This window comes from Halogranum rubrum (assembly GCF_900114455.1).
GTDB classification, from domain to species: Archaea; Halobacteriota; Halobacteria; order Halobacteriales; family Haloferacaceae; genus Halogranum; species Halogranum rubrum.
In genome coordinates, this window is record NZ_FOTC01000002.1 from 731,793 (window position 1) to 748,859 (window position 17,067).

General features: G+C 64.3%; 17 protein-coding genes. 10 read left to right on the forward strand and 7 right to left on the reverse strand.

Features of this window, described 5'->3' with window-relative positions; translation table 11 throughout:
- The first annotated feature begins 199 nt into the window (after positions 1–199).
- Entirely contained in the window at positions 200–505 is a 306-nt protein-coding gene (locus BM083_RS12055; RefSeq protein ID WP_049893517.1) for a hypothetical protein, read from the forward strand.
- 19 nt (positions 506–524) lie between these two features.
- Here BM083_RS12055 and BM083_RS12060 read toward each other — a convergent pair whose 3' ends face one another.
- Entirely contained in the window at positions 525–2,909 is a 2,385-nt protein-coding gene (locus tag BM083_RS12060; protein WP_089869707.1) for a DUF7527 domain-containing protein, read from the reverse strand.
- A 150-nt stretch (positions 2,910–3,059) separates the two neighbouring features.
- Here BM083_RS12060 and BM083_RS12065 point away from each other — a divergent pair, with 150 nt between their 5' ends.
- Positions 3,060–3,968, forward strand: a complete 909-nt coding sequence (locus BM083_RS12065; protein ID WP_089869709.1) for a class I SAM-dependent methyltransferase — start codon at positions 3,060–3,062, stop codon at positions 3,966–3,968.
- Between the two features lie 33 nt (positions 3,969–4,001).
- Here BM083_RS12065 and BM083_RS12070 read toward each other — a convergent pair whose 3' ends face one another.
- Positions 4,002–4,856 (reverse strand): CDP-alcohol phosphatidyltransferase family protein, encoded by an 855-nt coding sequence (locus tag BM083_RS12070; protein ID WP_245756886.1) that lies wholly within the window; start codon positions 4,854–4,856, stop codon positions 4,002–4,004.
- 130 nt (positions 4,857–4,986) lie between these two features.
- A complete protein-coding gene (locus BM083_RS12075) occupies positions 4,987–5,184 on the reverse strand; it encodes a DUF5786 family protein (RefSeq protein ID WP_009365849.1) in 198 nt (65 codons plus the stop codon).
- Positions 5,185–5,289: 105 nt separating this feature from the next.
- On the opposite strand from BM083_RS12075, the gene BM083_RS12080 reads away from it, so the two are divergent.
- The gene (locus BM083_RS12080) at positions 5,290–5,877 is read left to right on the forward strand and encodes a DUF998 domain-containing protein (protein ID WP_089869711.1); all 588 of its coding nucleotides are present in this window, start codon (positions 5,290–5,292) and stop codon (positions 5,875–5,877) included.
- Here BM083_RS12080 and BM083_RS12085 read toward each other — a convergent pair.
- Entirely contained in the window at positions 5,858–7,486 is a 1,629-nt protein-coding gene (locus tag BM083_RS12085; protein WP_089869713.1) for a potassium channel family protein, read from the reverse strand. The two genes, BM083_RS12080 and BM083_RS12085, sit on opposite strands and share 20 nt — an antisense overlap.
- Positions 7,487–7,545: 59 nt before the next feature.
- Between BM083_RS12085 and BM083_RS12090 the strand changes: the two genes are divergently transcribed.
- Positions 7,546–7,923 carry a hypothetical protein gene (locus tag BM083_RS12090; RefSeq protein ID WP_089869715.1) on the forward strand — a complete coding sequence of 126 codons (378 nt, stop codon included), beginning with the start codon at positions 7,546–7,548 and terminating at the stop codon, positions 7,921–7,923.
- A 278-nt stretch (positions 7,924–8,201) separates the two neighbouring features.
- On the opposite strand, the gene BM083_RS12095 is transcribed toward BM083_RS12090, so the two are convergent.
- Positions 8,202–9,071, reverse strand: coding sequence for a cytochrome c oxidase subunit 3 (locus BM083_RS12095; protein WP_089869717.1), 870 nt, complete (start codon positions 9,069–9,071; stop codon positions 8,202–8,204).
- Positions 9,072–9,311: 240 nt separating this feature from the next.
- On the opposite strand from BM083_RS12095, the gene BM083_RS12100 reads away from it, so the two are divergent.
- The 3 genes from BM083_RS12100 to BM083_RS12110 are packed head-to-tail and all read left to right on the forward strand — an operon-like array spanning position 9,312 to position 12,123.
- Positions 9,312–10,388: a DUF7350 domain-containing protein gene (locus tag BM083_RS12100; RefSeq protein WP_089869720.1), complete on the forward strand. Its 1,077-nt coding sequence runs from the start codon at positions 9,312–9,314 to the stop codon at positions 10,386–10,388.
- 5 nt (positions 10,389–10,393) lie between these two features.
- On the forward strand, positions 10,394–10,678 hold the full coding sequence (locus tag BM083_RS12105) for a hypothetical protein (RefSeq protein ID WP_009365843.1): 285 nt from the start codon (positions 10,394–10,396) through the stop codon (positions 10,676–10,678).
- Positions 10,679–10,692: 14 nt separating this feature from the next.
- On the forward strand, positions 10,693–12,123 hold the full coding sequence (locus tag BM083_RS12110) for a hypothetical protein (protein WP_089869722.1): 1,431 nt from the start codon (positions 10,693–10,695) through the stop codon (positions 12,121–12,123).
- 33 nt (positions 12,124–12,156) lie between these two features.
- Here the strand turns inward: BM083_RS12110 and BM083_RS12115 are convergent, their stop codons facing one another.
- Complete coding sequence (locus tag BM083_RS12115) at positions 12,157–13,173, reverse strand: YihY/virulence factor BrkB family protein (RefSeq protein ID WP_089869723.1); 1,017 nt, start codon at positions 13,171–13,173, stop codon at positions 12,157–12,159.
- 71 nt (positions 13,174–13,244) lie between these two features.
- On the reverse strand, positions 13,245–13,595 hold the full coding sequence (locus tag BM083_RS12120) for a 2Fe-2S iron-sulfur cluster-binding protein (RefSeq protein WP_089869724.1): 351 nt from the start codon (positions 13,593–13,595) through the stop codon (positions 13,245–13,247).
- Between the two features lie 67 nt (positions 13,596–13,662).
- Here BM083_RS12120 and BM083_RS12125 point away from each other — a divergent pair, with 67 nt between their 5' ends.
- The 3 genes from BM083_RS12125 to BM083_RS12135 are packed head-to-tail and all read left to right on the forward strand — an operon-like array spanning position 13,663 to position 16,968.
- A complete protein-coding gene (locus BM083_RS12125; protein WP_089869725.1) occupies positions 13,663–14,328 on the forward strand; it encodes a DsbA family protein in 666 nt (221 codons plus the stop codon).
- A 49-nt stretch (positions 14,329–14,377) separates the two neighbouring features.
- Positions 14,378–15,709 (forward strand): hypothetical protein, encoded by a 1,332-nt coding sequence (locus BM083_RS12130; protein ID WP_089869728.1) that lies wholly within the window; start codon positions 14,378–14,380, stop codon positions 15,707–15,709.
- Between the two features lie 44 nt (positions 15,710–15,753).
- Positions 15,754–16,968 carry an outer membrane protein assembly factor BamB family protein gene (locus BM083_RS12135; protein ID WP_089869731.1) on the forward strand — a complete coding sequence of 405 codons (1,215 nt, stop codon included), beginning with the start codon at positions 15,754–15,756 and terminating at the stop codon, positions 16,966–16,968.
- The last annotated feature ends 99 nt before the right edge of the window (positions 16,969–17,067 follow it).

The window sequence follows — 17,067 nt, forward strand, 5'->3', positions numbered from 1 at the left end:
ACACGTTCGTGTATTTTTCTTCACTCCGACGTGAGCGACTACACAGAACAGTGTATCTTCTGATTCGTGTCAGCCGACCGTCGCCGCCGTCACTAACCCGAAGTGTTAACCCCACACATGAGAAAGGTCCGAATCAGCCCGCCGCCGTGCGCCTCCGACAGCAACTTTTAAAACCCTAAAAGACAAGTTAACAAATGGCATGATAGACCGACTTGAGAAGGAAGTGGATATGCTTGAACGCCACTTGCAGGTCCTGAGAATGGTCATCGAGAGTGAACCGATCGGCATCGTCAAGATGTCCAACGAAACCGGCTACCCGCACCACAAGGTGCGATACAGCCTGCGCGTGCTCGAAGAGGAGAACCTCATCGAGCCGTCGAGCCAGGGTGCAATCACGACCGAGCGCACTTCGGAGTTCGTCGACGAACTCGACGACAAACTCGACGACATCGTCGACAAACTCGGCTCGATGCGCATCGAAGACGCCGCAGAAATCGAAAGCTAAACTCCCAACTGAGACGGGTCTACAGTTCCGGTACGTTGAGGTGGAAGTCCCCGTTTCGAGTCTCGACGAGACACAGATGGAAGCCCTGCTTTCTAGATAGTTTGACGAAACTCTTTCGTCGCCCGCGGCTGAGCAGTCCACCTCCAGTCGCATCCGCGGCGGTTTCGAGCGCCCCCGGGTCGAAGTAGCTCGCCGTGACGAGAAACGCCGCGCCGAGCGACTCGTTCGACTCTCTGAGCCGACTCGTGTTCTCGACGAGCGACGTCATCATCCCTTCCGTCGCCGGGTCACGCGACCCGTTGAGGTTCGCAACGATGAGCGGGTTCCCCATCCGGTCGCGTAACACGACGTCGAACGACTGCTGTTCGCGGTGCTCTTCGCCGTCCTCGGTGTACTTCAACGTCACGTCGCCGTGCAATTCTGCTCGGTCGACCTTCGGAATCGCGTCGAACAGTTCGTCGAGGTTCCCTTGGTTCCCCGTCTCTCGAATCTCGTAGAGCAGGTCTTCGACGACCCACCGGACGAAGCTGTACTCGATGCTACCGTGGAGGAACGTCTCGTAAGCCTCGCCGTCGACGGCGAGGCCCTCGGTCTCGAACCCGGTGTGGTGTTCGAGTCGGAGATTTTGGTTGACCTCTTCACGTCCGGACTCGCCCGCGTGGGCCTTCTCTAGCGTTCCGCCGCTCTTCGTCCCGTAGCGAACGAAGAGGTTCGTCCCGTCGAGTGCGGTGTCCGCCGACATCGTCTGGCTCGGTGTCGACGTGGCCGCCGCCGACCCGGAGCGAGTCTCCTGTAGTTCACCTTCGAGACGGTCGACTTCGGACTCCAACTCTGAGACCCGCGTCTGCAGTCGGTCTACTTCCTCGCGGTACTCGTCGCGCTCGGCCGTGAGACGTTCTTGGGCCGTTTCGAGCGCTTGTTTCTGCTCTGCGGTCGCCCGGAGGCGCTGTTCGAGTCGGGCGACGTCGGCCCGCTGCGGGCCGCCGGACGTCTCCGACGACTCGGATTGGTCTGTCTCTCGGTGCCGTTGCGGTGGCTGCCGTCGTCGCTGCTGTCGCACCGCGTTCTGCCCCGACGAGGCACTCGCCGACTCCGACGCATTCGGCCGACTCCGGTCGGTGCTGTCGGTATCGGTGGACGTGTGCTGTCCTGGGTTCTGTCTCTTCTGAGACTTCTGAGACTCCTGGGAGTTCTTCGGGTCGAGCGCCGGAATCGACGTCGCTTCGCGCCACTCGGCCTCTTCGGAGAAGACGTCTGCACTGGCCGCCGCACTCGTCGCCTGCTCGGACGCGTCCGCGCTCGAACCCGGCTGTGCGCCAGCCCGCTCCTGCGGTGACGGCGCTGGCGTTTCGGCGACTTCAGTCGCGTCCATCCGCTCGACCGGTTCCGGTTCGTCGGACGCCTCGACGGCCTCCCCCTCCGCAGGTGCAGCATCCGGGACAGGTTCTGTCGTCGTCTCGTCTGTCTCGGGCACGTCGGCGGCCGAGTCAGCCGAGTCGGCCGTACTGACCGGTTCGGCGTGGTCGGCATCCGCACGCGGTTTCTCGGAGACGTCCGTCGCAGGCCGGTCGTCGACAGGAGACTCGACCGCTTCGTCACCCTCGTGGTCGACTGCCGCCGTCGTCGACGCGCCCGGAGTGGCTGCGGCGGTCGGTTCTCCGTCGGTTGGGTCACTCTCGTGGTGGTCGTCGTGTTCGCCATGCTCGCCGCGCTCACCGAGTTCGTCGCGCTCGGCGCTCTCGTCGGTCTCGTGTTCGTCGGCCGTCTCGTTCTCTGACTCGGGCGTGTCGGCGTCGGCGACGACAGTACTCGTGGCTGCCGTGTCGTCCTGTTCGGGGGACTCAGTCGGTTCGGGGGTGTCGGGTACCGGAGGAATCTCGACGATGTCGACACTCGCCTCTTTGACGTGGTAGATACCCACCTCGTCGTTCGCGCGCTCGAACGCCTCGTCGCCCGCGAGGAGCTTTCGGTTGTTGCCCACGTAGGCGACGCTCATCGACTTGCCGCCGTAGTAGACGACGTAGTAGTCTCCCGAGAGCACGTTCTCCGAGAGTTCGATGTAGCCCGTGAAGTTCCCGGACGAGAGCGTCGCATCCGCCGACGAGAGCGGTGTGTCGTTCGAGTAGTACTTCGCTCGTGTCTCGTTCTCCCCCGCCTGCATCGCGTACAGGAGTGGAAGCGCCGGGTCCGGCGCGTGATACGCGGTCGCGTCCGCGTCTTCGAACGCTTCGATACCGCCGTCGAAGACACCGACGACCTTTCCGTTCAGAACGAACGCCCACACCGACCCCTCGCTGACGGCACCGGTGAACTCCCGGTCTGCGAGGTCGTGGAGTCCGGCGTACCCGTCGGAGACGGGCGTCGACTCCCACTCGGCGACGACGTCGATTATGTCACTGTCCATTTGTCCCTATGTCCCGTGAACCCGAATAAATACTTTGCGGCGGCGGAAAGTGTGAATTAGTGACACATTCTCGGCGAGAGGACTGTGCCAGTTCTTCGACGTTCTCGTCTCCGACGGTAGGGCTTTCCCGACTCAGTCCGACACTCGACCGTGTCTCACCCTCGCCCCGACGAGTTCTCGTTTCGTCGCTACCTCGCCGCCAAACGGACCGTCGACGACCGGGCGCTCCACCGACCGACGCTCACCCGTCTGACCGACGCCGTCGCCGACCGCGAGACGCTCCGCGTCCTCGACGTCGCCGCCGGTCTCGGAACCGGACTCCAGCGTCTGCTCGACTGGGACTGTCTCCCCGACCGACTCGACTACACGCTCGTCGATATCGATTCGGCGACCCTCGACGCCGCTCGCGACCGTCTCTTGGCGTGGGCCGCCGAACAGGGGTACACGATGAGCACGGGTGATGAGGAACGCGAGACGTTCGAACTCACCCGTGACGCCGAGTCCGTCACCGTTCGATTCGTCTCCACAGATGCCCTGACGTATGCAGCGGCGACCGACGACCGGTTCGACCTCCTCGTCGGACAGGCGTTTCTCGACCTCGTGGACCTCGACAAAGGTCTTCCATCCCTCCTCGAACTGGTCGCCGACGGCGGTCTAGCGTACTTCCCTATCACCTTCGACGGCGTGACGCATCTCTCGCCCGTCTTCGATCCAGCCACCGACCACTCCGTCCTCGACGCCTACCACGCGACGATGGACGACGCCGACCGACCCGGGGGAAGCACGACTGGCCGGGAGGTATTGGATATGGTTGCGCACGGCGAGACGACGACGCTCGTCGCCGCTGGTGGCTCCGACTGGGTCGTCCACCCACCGTATTCGGCCGACGAAGCGTACTTCCTCCACCATCTCGTCGACACCATCGCCGGTGCCGTCGCGGGCGACCTGTCGGAAGAGCGTCGTCGCGCGTGGGCCGACGCGCGACACGACGCCGTCGCTGCGGCGGAGTTGACGTTTTTGGCGCACAACGTGGACGTTCTCGCGCGCGTTCGTCGATGAATCCCGACTGTCGAATCTCACGCTTCTGTTCGTTCAGTCTGCGAGCGACTCGTCGGCGTCGCCGTCGCTCTCACCCTCGGGCCGCGTTCGCTCGACGAGTCGCCCCGAGACGTAGAGCCAATCACGAGCGAACCCGGCCAACAGCGCCCCACCGAAGAGTGCTGCACCGACTCGCCCCGCCGCGGGCGAGACGACCGGCGTGAGTGCGACGGCGACGAACGCCATCTGGAGACCGGCGAGCACTCGCCGACTGGTTCGTGGTGGGAGGTCGGCGACGGCGAGACCACGATATCTCCTGAGACGAATGCCCGCGACGAAGACGTACCGCGCGACACCGACCGAGAGATACCACCACGGCACCTGCCCGGCGGCGGCGGCGACGAGTGGCGCGACGAAGAGTCCGAACGCGTCGTAGGCCATGTCGAGTCGCGCACCGAGTGCAGTCTCTCGGCCGAGACGACGGGCGAGTGTACCGTCGACGGCGTCGAGCGCGGCGGCCGCTCCGTACAAGAGTCCCGGAAGCCACGCGACTACCCCTCCGCGTGCAGCCCACGCGACGAGGAGGAAGCCGGCGACCCACGCGACGAGGACGCCGCGGGCGAGCGTCACGAGATTCGCGACGCCGAACGGCCACTCCGAGTGGTGCGCTGTCGCGGTTCGATGGACGGCGAACGTCCCGAACACGGCGATGAGAGCGGCGGCGGCGAACACGACCCATCGCCCCGCCTCGTCGGTACCGACGAGGCCTGTGAGAGAGACGGTGAAGAGAGCGGTCGCAACGAGGACAGTCGTGACGACCACGAGCGCCGAACGTCGTCGGCGACGGCGAGCGTCCCGGATGCTCTGGGCGCTCCGGTCGCTCTGTGGAGTGGTCGACGCACGAGTCACAGTCGAGAGACGGCGCGGCCACTCTTAACTGTACGTCGTGTCGCGAAAAAGCAGGTCGAAGCAGGCTGAACCACCCTCGAGTTCCTCCGAGACTCGGAGTGGGACAGAGTAGGTCGGGTCAGATACCGACTCAGTCGTCGCTGTCGTCGTCGCCGTCGTCGCGCATCTGGTCGAGTTTGCCGATGAGGTCTTCGTTCGAGGCTCCGGCCTCGAACTTCGACTCTCCGTCGTGGTCGTGTTCGTGGGTTGCGACAGCCTCGCTCTCGTCGAGGTCGGCGCTACTCTGTTGGTTCTCCTGCTCGGACTCGTCGTAGCTGCCAAATCCCATGTCTTGACCACGGCGGTCCACGCGTAAAACACCCTGGGTTCGTCGGAAGGATGGGGTGGGTTGACACCACGGACTTTACTGACTCTCCCTCCACGTCAGTGACAGATGAGCCACACTGAGTCGTCTGCTGTCTCTCTCGCTCGCCTCTCGGGGTATCTCGCACCGGTTGTCACGCTCGGGGGGATTCTCCTCGCAATCGTCGTCTCTCCCTCGTTCTCGTGGTCGGAGAGCGCCCTCTCGGACCTCGGTGTCGCGGCGTCGACGGCGCTCCTCTTCAACGGCGGCTTGGTCGTCGGTGGGCTACTCGGTCTGCCCTACGCCTATGCACTGTGGCACGACGGCCCCGGTGGACTCGGCCGACTGACGCCGCTCTCGTTCGCGCTCGCGGTGACCGCGATGGGACTCGTCGGCGTCTTCGTCAGCGGGACACCGCTCCACTTCCCAGTCGCTCTCTCGTTTTACTTGCTCGTGTCGACGACGCTCGCCCTCGACGGTCTCGCTCGGTGGTCGGCGCGAGAGGGACGTGTAGCCGCACTCCTCGGCGTCGCCCACCTCGTGGGGTGGGTCGTCTGGGTCTCGGGGGTTCGATTCGGGACGGGTCTCGCCGTTCCGGAGACGGTCGGTGCAGTTGTCTTCGCCACGTGGGTGCTCGGACTGAGTCCTGCTGGACTCCTTAGCTCACGAGTTCGTTGAATCGGTTGATGTCGGCGTCGATACCGGCGACGACGAGGATATCTTCGTTCTGGACGACGAACCCCGGCCCGATTTCGGTCAGGAGTTCACCGTCGCGTTCGGCGGCGATGATGGTGCAGTTCGTCCGCGCACGAACGTCCGCTTCGATGAGGCTCTTGCCGACGAGTCCCGGTGCTTCGGTCCGGAGGATATCTATCTGGGTGTCCGGCGAGATGACCTCCTCGTCGAGGGCGTTCGACGCAAGGATACGCCCGGAGACGGTCGCCAGCGCGAGGACGTACTCGGCACCGGCCCGGTAGAGTTTGGGGACGCTCTCCGTCTCGTTGGCTCGCGCGATGACTTCCACGTCGGGGGCGACCTGTTTGGCGACGAGTGTCGCGAAGATGGTCGTCGTGTCGTCTGCCAGTGCGAGGACGATACTGCGCGCTTCCTCGATACCGGCTTCTTTCAGCGTCCGTGGGTCCGTCGCGTCACCGACGACGTCGACGCCGGGTTTGTCCGCAGTGTCGATGACCGTCGGCGGCGTCTCCGTCCCCGTGAGCGCTTCGGCGGCCGCCTCACCGACTTCACCGAATCCGGCGACGATGACTTTCCCGCGACGGTGACGACGTGTCTCCGACAACGTGAGTCGTTTCAGTCGCTCTAGTTGGGACTCTCGACCCGCGACGAGTAAGATGGTGTGCTCGTCGATGACGTCGCTGGGGCCGGGTGGACTCTTGAAATCGCCGCGGAACCACGCGCCGATGATGTTCGTCCCGGTCATCTCGCCGACGCCGCTGTCGAGGATGCGTTTTCCCTCCAGTGGGCTGTTACGCTGGACGAGCAGTTCGGCGATTTCGAGTTGGTCACCGATTTCGACGGCGTCGCCCAGCGCCGACGAGATAGACGTCGTCGCTTTGCTCGCGAGTCGCTCGCCGAGCAGTCGACGGGGGGAGATGACGGCGTCGGCACCGGCGTATCGGTGGTACTCGGCCACTTCGGCGTCCTCGATGAGGGTGATGACGCGCACGTCCGGAGCGGCCTGTTTGGCCGAGAGGACGATACTCGCGTTCCGTTCGTCGGTGTCGTCGGCGACGAGCGTGTCCGCGTCTGTGATACAGGCGGCTTCGAGTGCATCGACGTCTTCGGGGTCGCCGTGGATGACGCTGTAGCCGTCTTCGTACAGGGTGCGGGCGTGTTCACGGTCGGCTTCGACGATGACGTACGGCTTGTCGCGCGACTGGAGTTCGTTGACCAGCGTGTCGCCTCGCGGTGTGAACGTGCAGATGATGACGTGGTCCTCCAAGTCGACGCGCGTCGGCGGGTCCGTCGCCAGTGCGGACTCGACGAGCGGCACGACGAAGAGTGGGAGCGTGAGGAAGATGAGGAACACGCCGGTCACCATCATCAGGATGACGAGGACGAGCGACGCGGGAGTGCTCCACGCCGAAGACTCCTCGCCGTAGCCAGTCGTCGTGAACGTCTGGACCGTGAACTCCAACGAGCGGAGGAACGATATCTCTCGTCCCTCGAAGACACCCTGTACCCACTGATAGAGGAGTGCGTACACGATGACGACGACGAATGAGAGTGCGATGTAGGCCACCGCCCGTCGCGTCGACTGCGACATTGCTCACTCACCCCTGCGGACGGACGGGAATTAAAGCCCGCCCTCCCGAAAGCCGCCTGATGAACTCCCGGCACCGAGACGCCGTGCTCGCGACGGGGGTCACCGTCTGCGTCCTCGTACTCGCACGAGCGATGGCTGTCGACCCGAACGTCCTCTTTCGCCCCGGCTTACTCCTCCTCGGTGCTGCCGGTGCGCTCGCACTCGAACTCCTCATGGCGTGGGTTCCCGACGTGAGTCGCCAACTCTGGAACGACGTGCGCGTGCAAATACTCGCCGTCGTCGTCGTCCTCGGTGGGGGCGTCGTGCTCGCCACACTGTCGGGCGTTTGGGTGTTCGGTGTCGTCATCGGGGGCCTCGCGACGTACTTCGTTCTGCTCGTGTTCGTGCTCACTGGTATCGTCCCCGGACCGGAGACCTGGTTCGAGCGGTCGGACTGAACGTCACCACTTCCGCTCACACCCCCATATAAAGATTGTAACGATTGGGCCAATTTGTTTATTTATATAGCACTCGCAGTTCAGGTGCGGTTCGACAACCGCCCGTCAAGGTCGGATGGTGTCGAACCGTGGCATTCCGGCGCCCAGGTGATTCAGGCCGATGCGCCTGTACCTGGGCCGCTTTCCTGCGACAATCTCCACCGACGACCGCCGAGTACGTCGAGTGTCGTCACTTCGCGACGAGCGGACCGAAAAAGAACGGAGTCGGTGTCGCCTCGTTACTGAATCGCGCCGCCGATTTCTGCACCGAAGTACAGCACGACGACGAGGAAGATCCAGACGACGTCGACGAAGTGCCAGTACATCGACGCCGTCGTCACCGAGACGTGGCGGCGTGCAGAGTACTGCCCGCGGAGTGCGCGGACGAAGACGATGCCGATGAGCACCGCACCGAGCGTCACGTGGAGGCCGTGGAGGCCGGTCAGTCCGAAGAAGGCGGACGCGTAGATACCTTCAGTGAAGGTGAACCCCTCGTGGACGATGAACTCGTAGTACTCGACTATCTGTCCGCCGATGAAGACGGTACCGAGGATGAGCGTCGTGAGCAGACCGAGGATGAAGCTCCGACGGTTCTCGTTTCTGAGCGAAACTTCCGCCCAGTGGAGCGTGAAACTCGATGCGACCAGCAGTGCGGTGTTGGCCAATACGAGCGACCCTGCGAGGCCCTCCGGCATGCCGGCGGGCGGCCACGTCGCTCCTGCACGGATGTAGAAGTAGTAGCCGAACAGCGCACCGAAGGTGCCGAGTTCGGACCCGAGGAACGCGATCATCCCCCAGCGGAGTCCGGAGCCGTGGTCGTCGCTCTCGCCACGTTCCCAGAACTTGACGATGAACGCGTGATACAGCCAGCCGTAGATGCCGATGAGGAGGACGCCGATGCTCCCGATACCGACGGCCTGTCCGATGATGGGACTGACGAGCGGGTCCTCGCCGCTGCCGATGATGTACAACGCGGCAGCGACGTAGATGCCTGCGCCGCCGATTGCGGTGACGAACGGCCACCAACTGGCCTCGCCGAAGCCCCGTGGCCAGTCCTCGACTGCGGGGAGGTGGTGTCCGTGGTCGTCGTGTGAATCTTCGGTACTCATACGCGTGGGTACCAGTCGGACTACTAAAAATCCTCCCAACCGCGTCGCTCGTCTCGCACGACGACGAGCCAGCGAATGTTGCCGGTTCGAGTGGTACAATCGACGTATCCCGGCGTCGCTCCGCAAGTTACTCGTAGGGGAGTGCCCGAGTCCCGAATACGACTGTGGTGTCGCGTCAAAAGAGCCAATATCGTCCTCCCGTAACGTCAACCGTTGGCTCGGCATCCACTTTCCAACCCCATGACACAGCCGTATTCGGTTTCACGCCGGTCAGTACTTCGAACACTAGCTCTCGGCGGCGTTGGCTCGCTTGCAGGCTGTCTCGGCGGGTTCGAGACGCAGTCCGCATGGCGTGACCCCCCGCTCGTCGAGAACCGTCCGAACGCAGTCTACCTTCCGGCGATTACCGAGGGGATGAAGATGTACGGTCGAAAGACGGCGGGACCGTACGGTGTCGCGCTCACCTACTCTTACCCGCACCGCTTCTGGACGCTCACTGGGGCCGAACGGACCAAGACCCCCGTCCGGAGCCAGGACTCGATACATCTGATGGTCTCGCTGTGGGACGAGAAGACGGGGACCGTCCTCCCGCTCGACGCGGGCGTGGCCATCGAAATCACACGGGGAGACGAACTCGTCACGCAGGAAGTCGCATATCCGATGCTCTCTCAGCAGATGGGCTTTCACTACGGGGCGAACTACGCTCTCGACGGGGAGGGAGAGTACACTGCCACGGTCCGAGTCGGTGGCGTCTCGCTGAACCGCACCGGGTCGTTCGCAGGTCGCTTCGAGAGAGCCGAGCGGGTCGCGTTCGACTTCACCTTCGACACCGACGACTTGTACGACGTCGACATCCGACGACTCGGCGACCGGCAGGGGACGAGAGACGCCATCGCGCCGATGGAGATGGGCTTTCCAATCGGTCGCGCACCGGACACCGACTCGTTACCGGGACAGCACCTCGGGTCGCAGACCAGCGGCGATGCCGTGTTCGACACGTTCGTCGTCGAAGACGGCAGTCGGTTCGGTGTCGAGCAGTCCTACCTCTACGTCTCTGCTCGGACACCGTACAATCAGATCATCGTCCCGATGATGGGCCTCGACGCGACGCTGACCAGAGACGGAGAACAACTACTCGACAGGACGCTAGCGCGAACACTGGACCCAACAGTCGGCTACCACTACGGAACGCCGGTAGACACCGTCGAATCCGGTGACGTCGTCGAACTATCGGTCGACGTCGCCCCACAGGTAGCCCGCCACGACGGGTACGAGACGGCGTTCTTCGAGATGCCACCGATGAGATTCCGTTCGTAATCCGCATGACCAACACACACACGACATCGACCGGAGAGTCGGTCTCCGATGCGCCCGACGCCGCGTACATCTGTGCGACCTGCGGACAGGCGTATCCGACCGAGACACTGCTGATTCACCACCGGGGGATTCGCCACCCCGACGACCTCAGCGAGACTGAACTCGAACAGTACCACGAGGCGTACGCCGAAGAGGAGGCGACGCTGCGGCGGTTTCGAATCATCGCCCTCGGCGGTATCGTCCTCCTCTACTTCGGTTTCCTCTTCATGTACGCCGTCTTCGCGCTCTAAGTTGACCATCTAACATGACCTCGCAGGACGACGACTCCGACACGGACACGCCAGTACAGTTACTCACGCGAGTGAGTAGACGCCTCGCCGTCGTCGCTCTCGCCGCCGTCGCGTTCGTCGGAACCGCCGTCGCGAGCAACGCCGCCGTCGGTCTCGACAGCGCGTCCCAGCAGTCGCTCAGTGTCCCGCGGTGGCTCTACGTCGCAACCGGTGGGGCGGTCATCGGCGCGTCCGCCTTGTTGGCGAGTTTCGTGACCGACCGTCGGTTCGTCGCGTCGATTCACTCGTGGCGTCGCTTCCTCACCGACGGACGGACGCTCAGGCGGGGTGCCCGGGTGGGTCTGTCCGTCTTGGGTGTCGTCCTCCTTCCGCTCGTTGTTCTCAGGGGACTCACCGGTCCGCAGGTCCCCACGGTAAACTTCGCTCTCGTCCTCGTCTTCGCCGGGATGCGTGCGGGTTTCACCATGGCGACGTATCTCTTCGGGAACGCCTGGCCGTCACTCAACCCGTGGCGGACAATCGCCGAGTTCGCGCCGAACGGGTTCGTGTCCTATCCCGAACGGTTCGGTCGGTGGCCGGCCGTCGGCGGACTGCTCGCTCTCGTCTGGGTCGAGACGACGACGGGCGTCACCTCGCTGCCCTCGGTGCTCGCGACGACGATAGCGGTCTACTCCGTCGTCACGACTGTCGGAGCGATACTCGTCGGTCCCGACGAGTGGTTCGAGTTCGTCGACCCCGTCTCGGTGTTCTTCGCCTTCTACGGCCGGGTCGCCCCGCTGACGTGGACTCGCGAGGGGCTGGAACTCCACCTGCCAGGGATGCGACTCGTCGAGGAAGAGTTCGTCGACGGCCTCGACGACGTCGCGTTCGTCGTAGCGCTCGTCTGGGAACTGACGTTCAGCGGGTTCGTGACGACGGCGGCCGGCGCGTCGTTCGTCGAACTCGTCGCGGGAGTCGGTCTCCCGCCGCTCCTCGTCTACGTCGTCCTCTATCTCGGCGGGTTCGCGGCCTTCGTGGGACTGTACGTGCTCGCCGCCAACGTGGCCGCGGACTACCTGCCAACCTACCGTTCTGCCCGAGAACTCGCCGTCTGGTTCGCGCCACCGCTTCTCGCCATCGCCGCGGGCTACCATCTCGCGCACTACTTCGCCTTCTTCGTCTCGCTGCTCCCCACGCTCGTGACCGTTCTCGGGTCGCCGTTCTCGCCGCCGCCGAACCCGCTGGTTCTCACGCTCCCGGCGTGGTTCGGGAGTCTCAACATCGCCTTCGTCCTGCTCGGCCATCTGTTCGCCATCTGGGTTGCCCACTCTATCGCGTACGAACGGTTCCCGAGTCGCGTTCAGGCGATTCGGAGCCAGTACTCGTTCGTCCTCGTCATGATGCTCTACACCGCTCTTAGTCTCTGGCTCATCTCGCTGCCGACGGCGCCGCCGGCGTTTCTCTGACTCTGACGTTGCGGTCGGAGCCCGTTTCGCTTCTCACTCGTCGTCGACGACCCATCGGAGCGTGACCTCTCTCGTCGCGCTTTCGCGGTCGGCGGCCGTCCACTCCACGACGACGTACTCCCGAGTCCCGTCCGGCGGCGACGGTGTGTCCGGGATGCCGTTACCGTCGGCCCGGATGCGGGCGTCGTCGTTTATCTCGCGACCGAGTGATTTGAGATACGCCACTGTCTCGTCGGGCGTCAGCGTCCGGCGACGTTCGCCGACACGTTCGTGTCGTCCGGCGAGGACAGCGTTGATGACCGCGCCGACGAGGAGGACGACACCACTGAAGTAGAGCCACGTGACGAGGAGGACGACACCACCGAGAATGCCGTAGGTCGCCGACTTGTCGGCGAACGCCGCGTAGACGTGGAACGCTCCCTGGAGGACGGTCCACCCGAGTGCGGCGAACACCGCGCCGGGGAGCGCTTCGGCGAGCGAGAGGTCGACGTCGGGGAAGACGTAGTACATCGGGAAGAACGCGAAGACGAGTCCGACGAGGAGGAGGAGTGGTTCGAGGACGCCGATGAACGGGACTGCCTCGAAGAGTGCGAGCGCAGCACCGGCGACAGTCGTCGCAATGGCGGCAAGCCAGATGGCGAACAGGACTACGATGCCGTCGCGGAGTTGGTCGAGAATCGACTCCTCGGACTCGGTGTCGTAGATGGCTGAAAACGCGGTATCGAGTCCGCGAAAGAGTTTGAGCGACGCCCAGAGCAACGTCAGAAGTCCGAGAACAGAGAACCCCACTTCGCCGCCGCTGCTCCGAATCGCCTTCGACAACGTGTCACCCATCGACGGTGAAACCGCGTGCGCGACACCGAGGACGGTCTGCACGAGACCAGGGTCGCCGAACACCGAGAGCGCCAAGAGCGCGAGAAACAGGAGCGGGAGGAGCGCGACGAACGCGTAGTATGCGATGCTCGCGGCCATGAACGTGACGTCTTTCTCGCGAGCCTCGACGACGGTCGTTTTCACGACCGACGTCGCGTCGGCGAGTACGGTACGCATCGGTAGTCAGTATGTAAACGAGACGTAAAGCCGCCGTGGCCGACACCGGCATCGAGTGCCGATGCCGCACCTCACTCGTCGACGACGTGTTGTCCCCAGAACCCACCGTGTTTCGTCACGAGCAGGTCGCCGTAGACTCGAGTCTGGCAGGCAAGTCGGAGTCCGGCGTCGAGCGACTCTGCGGAGTGCGGCGGGAACGACAACCGCGCTCGCTCACGTTTCGTCGGGCTACTCACGGCCAACTCGTCACCGGCAAGAGCGCCGAGTTCGACCGCACACGTCCCGCAGGAGCCGTGTCCGCGACAGTTGAGAACGTCTGCACGCCCGTTGTGCGGTGTCTCGCCCGCAGCGAGCAGGACGTCTCGAAGAACTGCACCCTCCGGACACTCGATTCGGTTTCCTTCGAAGTCGACGGTCGGCATGGGTTCCAGTACGGTTCAGCCACGCAAAGTCCTGAGGGTTAAATAGCCCGAACCCCCTGTTTCGGACATGGATACGACTCGCCGTGCCCTCCTCGCGACTGTCGGCGGAAGCGCGACGCTCGGGTTGGCTGGCTGTCTCGGCAACGTCGGTGGAAGCGATTCGGGTGGCTCGAACGGTTCGGGACGTTCCGGTGACTGCGACATCACCGAAGAGCCGAAAGTGCAGGAACTGACCCCGCCGACGAAAGGTCCGGACGACGCACCCGTCACCGTCAAAGTCTGGAAAGACTACGTCTGTCCGCACTGCGCGACGTTCACCCTCGACGTCCTCCCGAAAATCGAGTCGAACTACATCGAGTCCGGCGACGTGAAGTACGAACACCACGACCTTCCGCTCCCGATGAGCGAGTGGTCGTGGACCGTCCCCAACGCGGCCCGTGGCGTCCAAGACTCGATGGACGACGAGACGTTCTTCGAGTTCTCTCACGAGATGTTCGCAAACCAGGGCAAGTACTCGCTGGACTTCATCCAGAACAAAGCCGAAGAAGTCGGTGCCGACGGCTGTGGCATCCGTGGCGACGCCATCAACGAGACGTATCGCCCGGCACTCGAAGCCGACAAACAGCGGGCGCTCGACCGCGGTGCAGAAGGGACGCCCGCCGTCTACGTCAACGGGACGCTCGTCCAACCGACGTGGGAAGAAGTGAAGGCGGCTATCGAAGCCGAACTCTGAACGACGGACGAACCGACTACGTTTTCCACCGCTGTCGGCAACGTCGAGTATGCGACGTCTCCGCCTCCTTTCGGTTCTCGCGGGACTCTCACTGCTTGCGGTCCCGGCCTCTGCCCACCAAGTCGGGACACGTTTCGACGCGCCGCTTCCGCTCTCTCTTCTCTTCGCTGGCGCGGGTGCGACCGTCGCAGTGACGGCCGTGTTGCTCGCGTGGACCGACGAGACACCGACTGGACAGCGACGAGTCCTGACGGTTCCGTCGTCGGTGGCTCGACCCATCCGTCTCACCGGGCGTGTCCTGTTTCTGCTCGCGTTCGTCGTCGCACTCGTCGATGGAGTGCTGGGACCGCGTGCGCCACTCGGGAACTTCGCGACGCTGTTCGTCTGGCCGCTACTGTTGAAAGGGGTCGCGCTCCTCTCGGTGCTCGCCGGAAGCCCGTGGCGAACGCTGTCACCGTGGCGGACGCTCTACGACGGACTGGGGTGGCTCGAAGGACGAGACATCCAGTATCGGGCGTATCCCGCGTTCGGTGACTGGCCCGCGTTCGTCGGGTTTCTCCTCGTCGTCGGTATCGCAGAGAACCTCACACAGATACCGCAACGGCCTGCGCTGACCGCCGGACTACTCGCTGTCTACGCCGCAGTGATGCTCCTCGGCGGCGTCGTCTTCGGTCCACGGTGGTTCGACCACGCCGACGCCATCGGCGTCCTCTACCGACTGCTCGGGCGTGCAGCACCGTTCCAGGTGCACTCCGGCGACGCCAGTGGTGACACGCTCGTCGCTCGCGTCCCGTGGCGTGGCTGTCGAGACGCACTCCCACCGAGTGCTGCTGCCTTCGTCGTCGCCGCCGTCTACACGGTGAGCTTCGACGGGTTCGCGGAGTCACCCGAGTACCGGACACTCTTCTTCGGTATCCGAGAGGCACTCGGCGTCGGCCCGACGGTGAGCATCCTCCTCTATCTCGTTGGACTGGCCGTTTTCCTCGTCACCTTCGTCGGCGTCACACGGTTCGCCGGCTCTCTCGGTGACGTCGACAGGCCCGTACAGGCCTTCGCCGTGACTGTCGTCCCCATCGCCGCTGCCTACGAGGTTGCACACAACCTCAGCTACGTCGCGACGTATCTGGGCCAACTTCCGCGAACAGTCGGTGCGGGGAGCGTCGACCTGTTGTTCTGGCTCCCACTCTCCGTCTACTGGGGGCTCCAAGTCGTCCTCGTCGTCGTCGGCCACGTCGTCGCCGTCGTCGCCGCTCACGCCGTCGCACGACGACTCGTCGAAGGCCGTCGTCGAGCGCTCGTCGCCCACCTCCCGCTCGTCGCGCTCATGGTCGGCTACACGGTGCTCTCGCTGTGGATTATCTCTCGACCGGTGGCGGCGTAGGCCGAAGAGAGACGCTTATCCGAGACGGGTGGCAAGGTCGAACGATGCGGATAGCCACCGTCGTCGTCGGTGCCCTCCTCGTCGTCGGACTGCTCGGTGTGGCCGTCGTCGGCCTCGGTGACTCCGGCGGCGAACTTACCGAACGCTGGGTGAGCGACACCGGTCGGAACGTGCAGTCGAATCACCACGCCGTCGCCGTCGGGGACGGTCGCGTCTATGCGCCAGTCAGCGCCGAGTCGAAGAGCGATGGCTGTGCACTCGTCGCGCTCTCAGCCGACGACGGCACTACCGTCTGGGACTACCAGATTCCCACGGAGAACTGTATCATCCACTCCGTCGCCGACCCGACAATCGCGGACTACGACGACGACGGTGTGAACGAAGTACTCGCCGCGACGACCGAGAACGAAGTCGCCGCCTTCGACCCCGACAGTGGTGAGAAGGAGTTCAACCGAACGCTGTCGGCGTACGGCTACACGCAACCGGTCGTCGCCGACCTCACGCCTGCCTCGGGACGCGAACTCGTCGTCGTCGACGCCAGCGGCGTCGTCTTCGTCCTGAACAGCGACGGAGACGCGCTGTGGACGCACGACCTCGACGCTCGGGTCTTCGCGCAACCGACCGTCGCCGACTACGACGACGACGGCGAACCGGAACTGTTCGCCGCTGGTGACGACGGGAACGCAACGCTGTTCGCGGCGAACGGGAGCGTCGAGTGGCAGAGACAGGCCGGGTCGTCGATTCTCTGGGCGACGAGCGGTGACGCCGACGACGATGCGGCATACGAAGCGTTCGTCGCCACGAGCGGCGGCGACGTCGTCGCGTTCGATGGACGAGAGGGACACGAAGAGTGGCGACTCGACGCTGGTCGCTACACGGCGGTTCACGCACTCGAAGACACCGACGAGGACGGACAGAGAGAGCTCTACGTCACTGCCCGAGACGGAACGCTCCGCCGTGTCGACGCCGCGACTGGCGACGTCGCGTGGAAGATAGACCTCACGGCCGAGAGCGTCCAGATGATGCCGCCGCCCGTCGTCGGCGACGTCGACGGCGACGGTGCGAGCGACATCGTCGCCGCCGGCAACGACGGCACCGTCTCGGTCGTCTCACCGGGCGGCGACGTACAGGCGACGTACAGCCGTGACGTCCCTCTCTTCACTCATGCGACGCTCGCCGACACCGACGGGGACGGTGACGACGAGATACTGGTGATGTACGCCGACGGGCGAGTCGTCTCGTTGGACTACGAAGCGTAGTTCGAAAGAGCGAACAGACGAAACGACGGTACCGACTCCACGAGTCGATGTCTCGTACGACCGCAGGTCGACTCGTGGCGCGTGTCAGGCCACACGCTC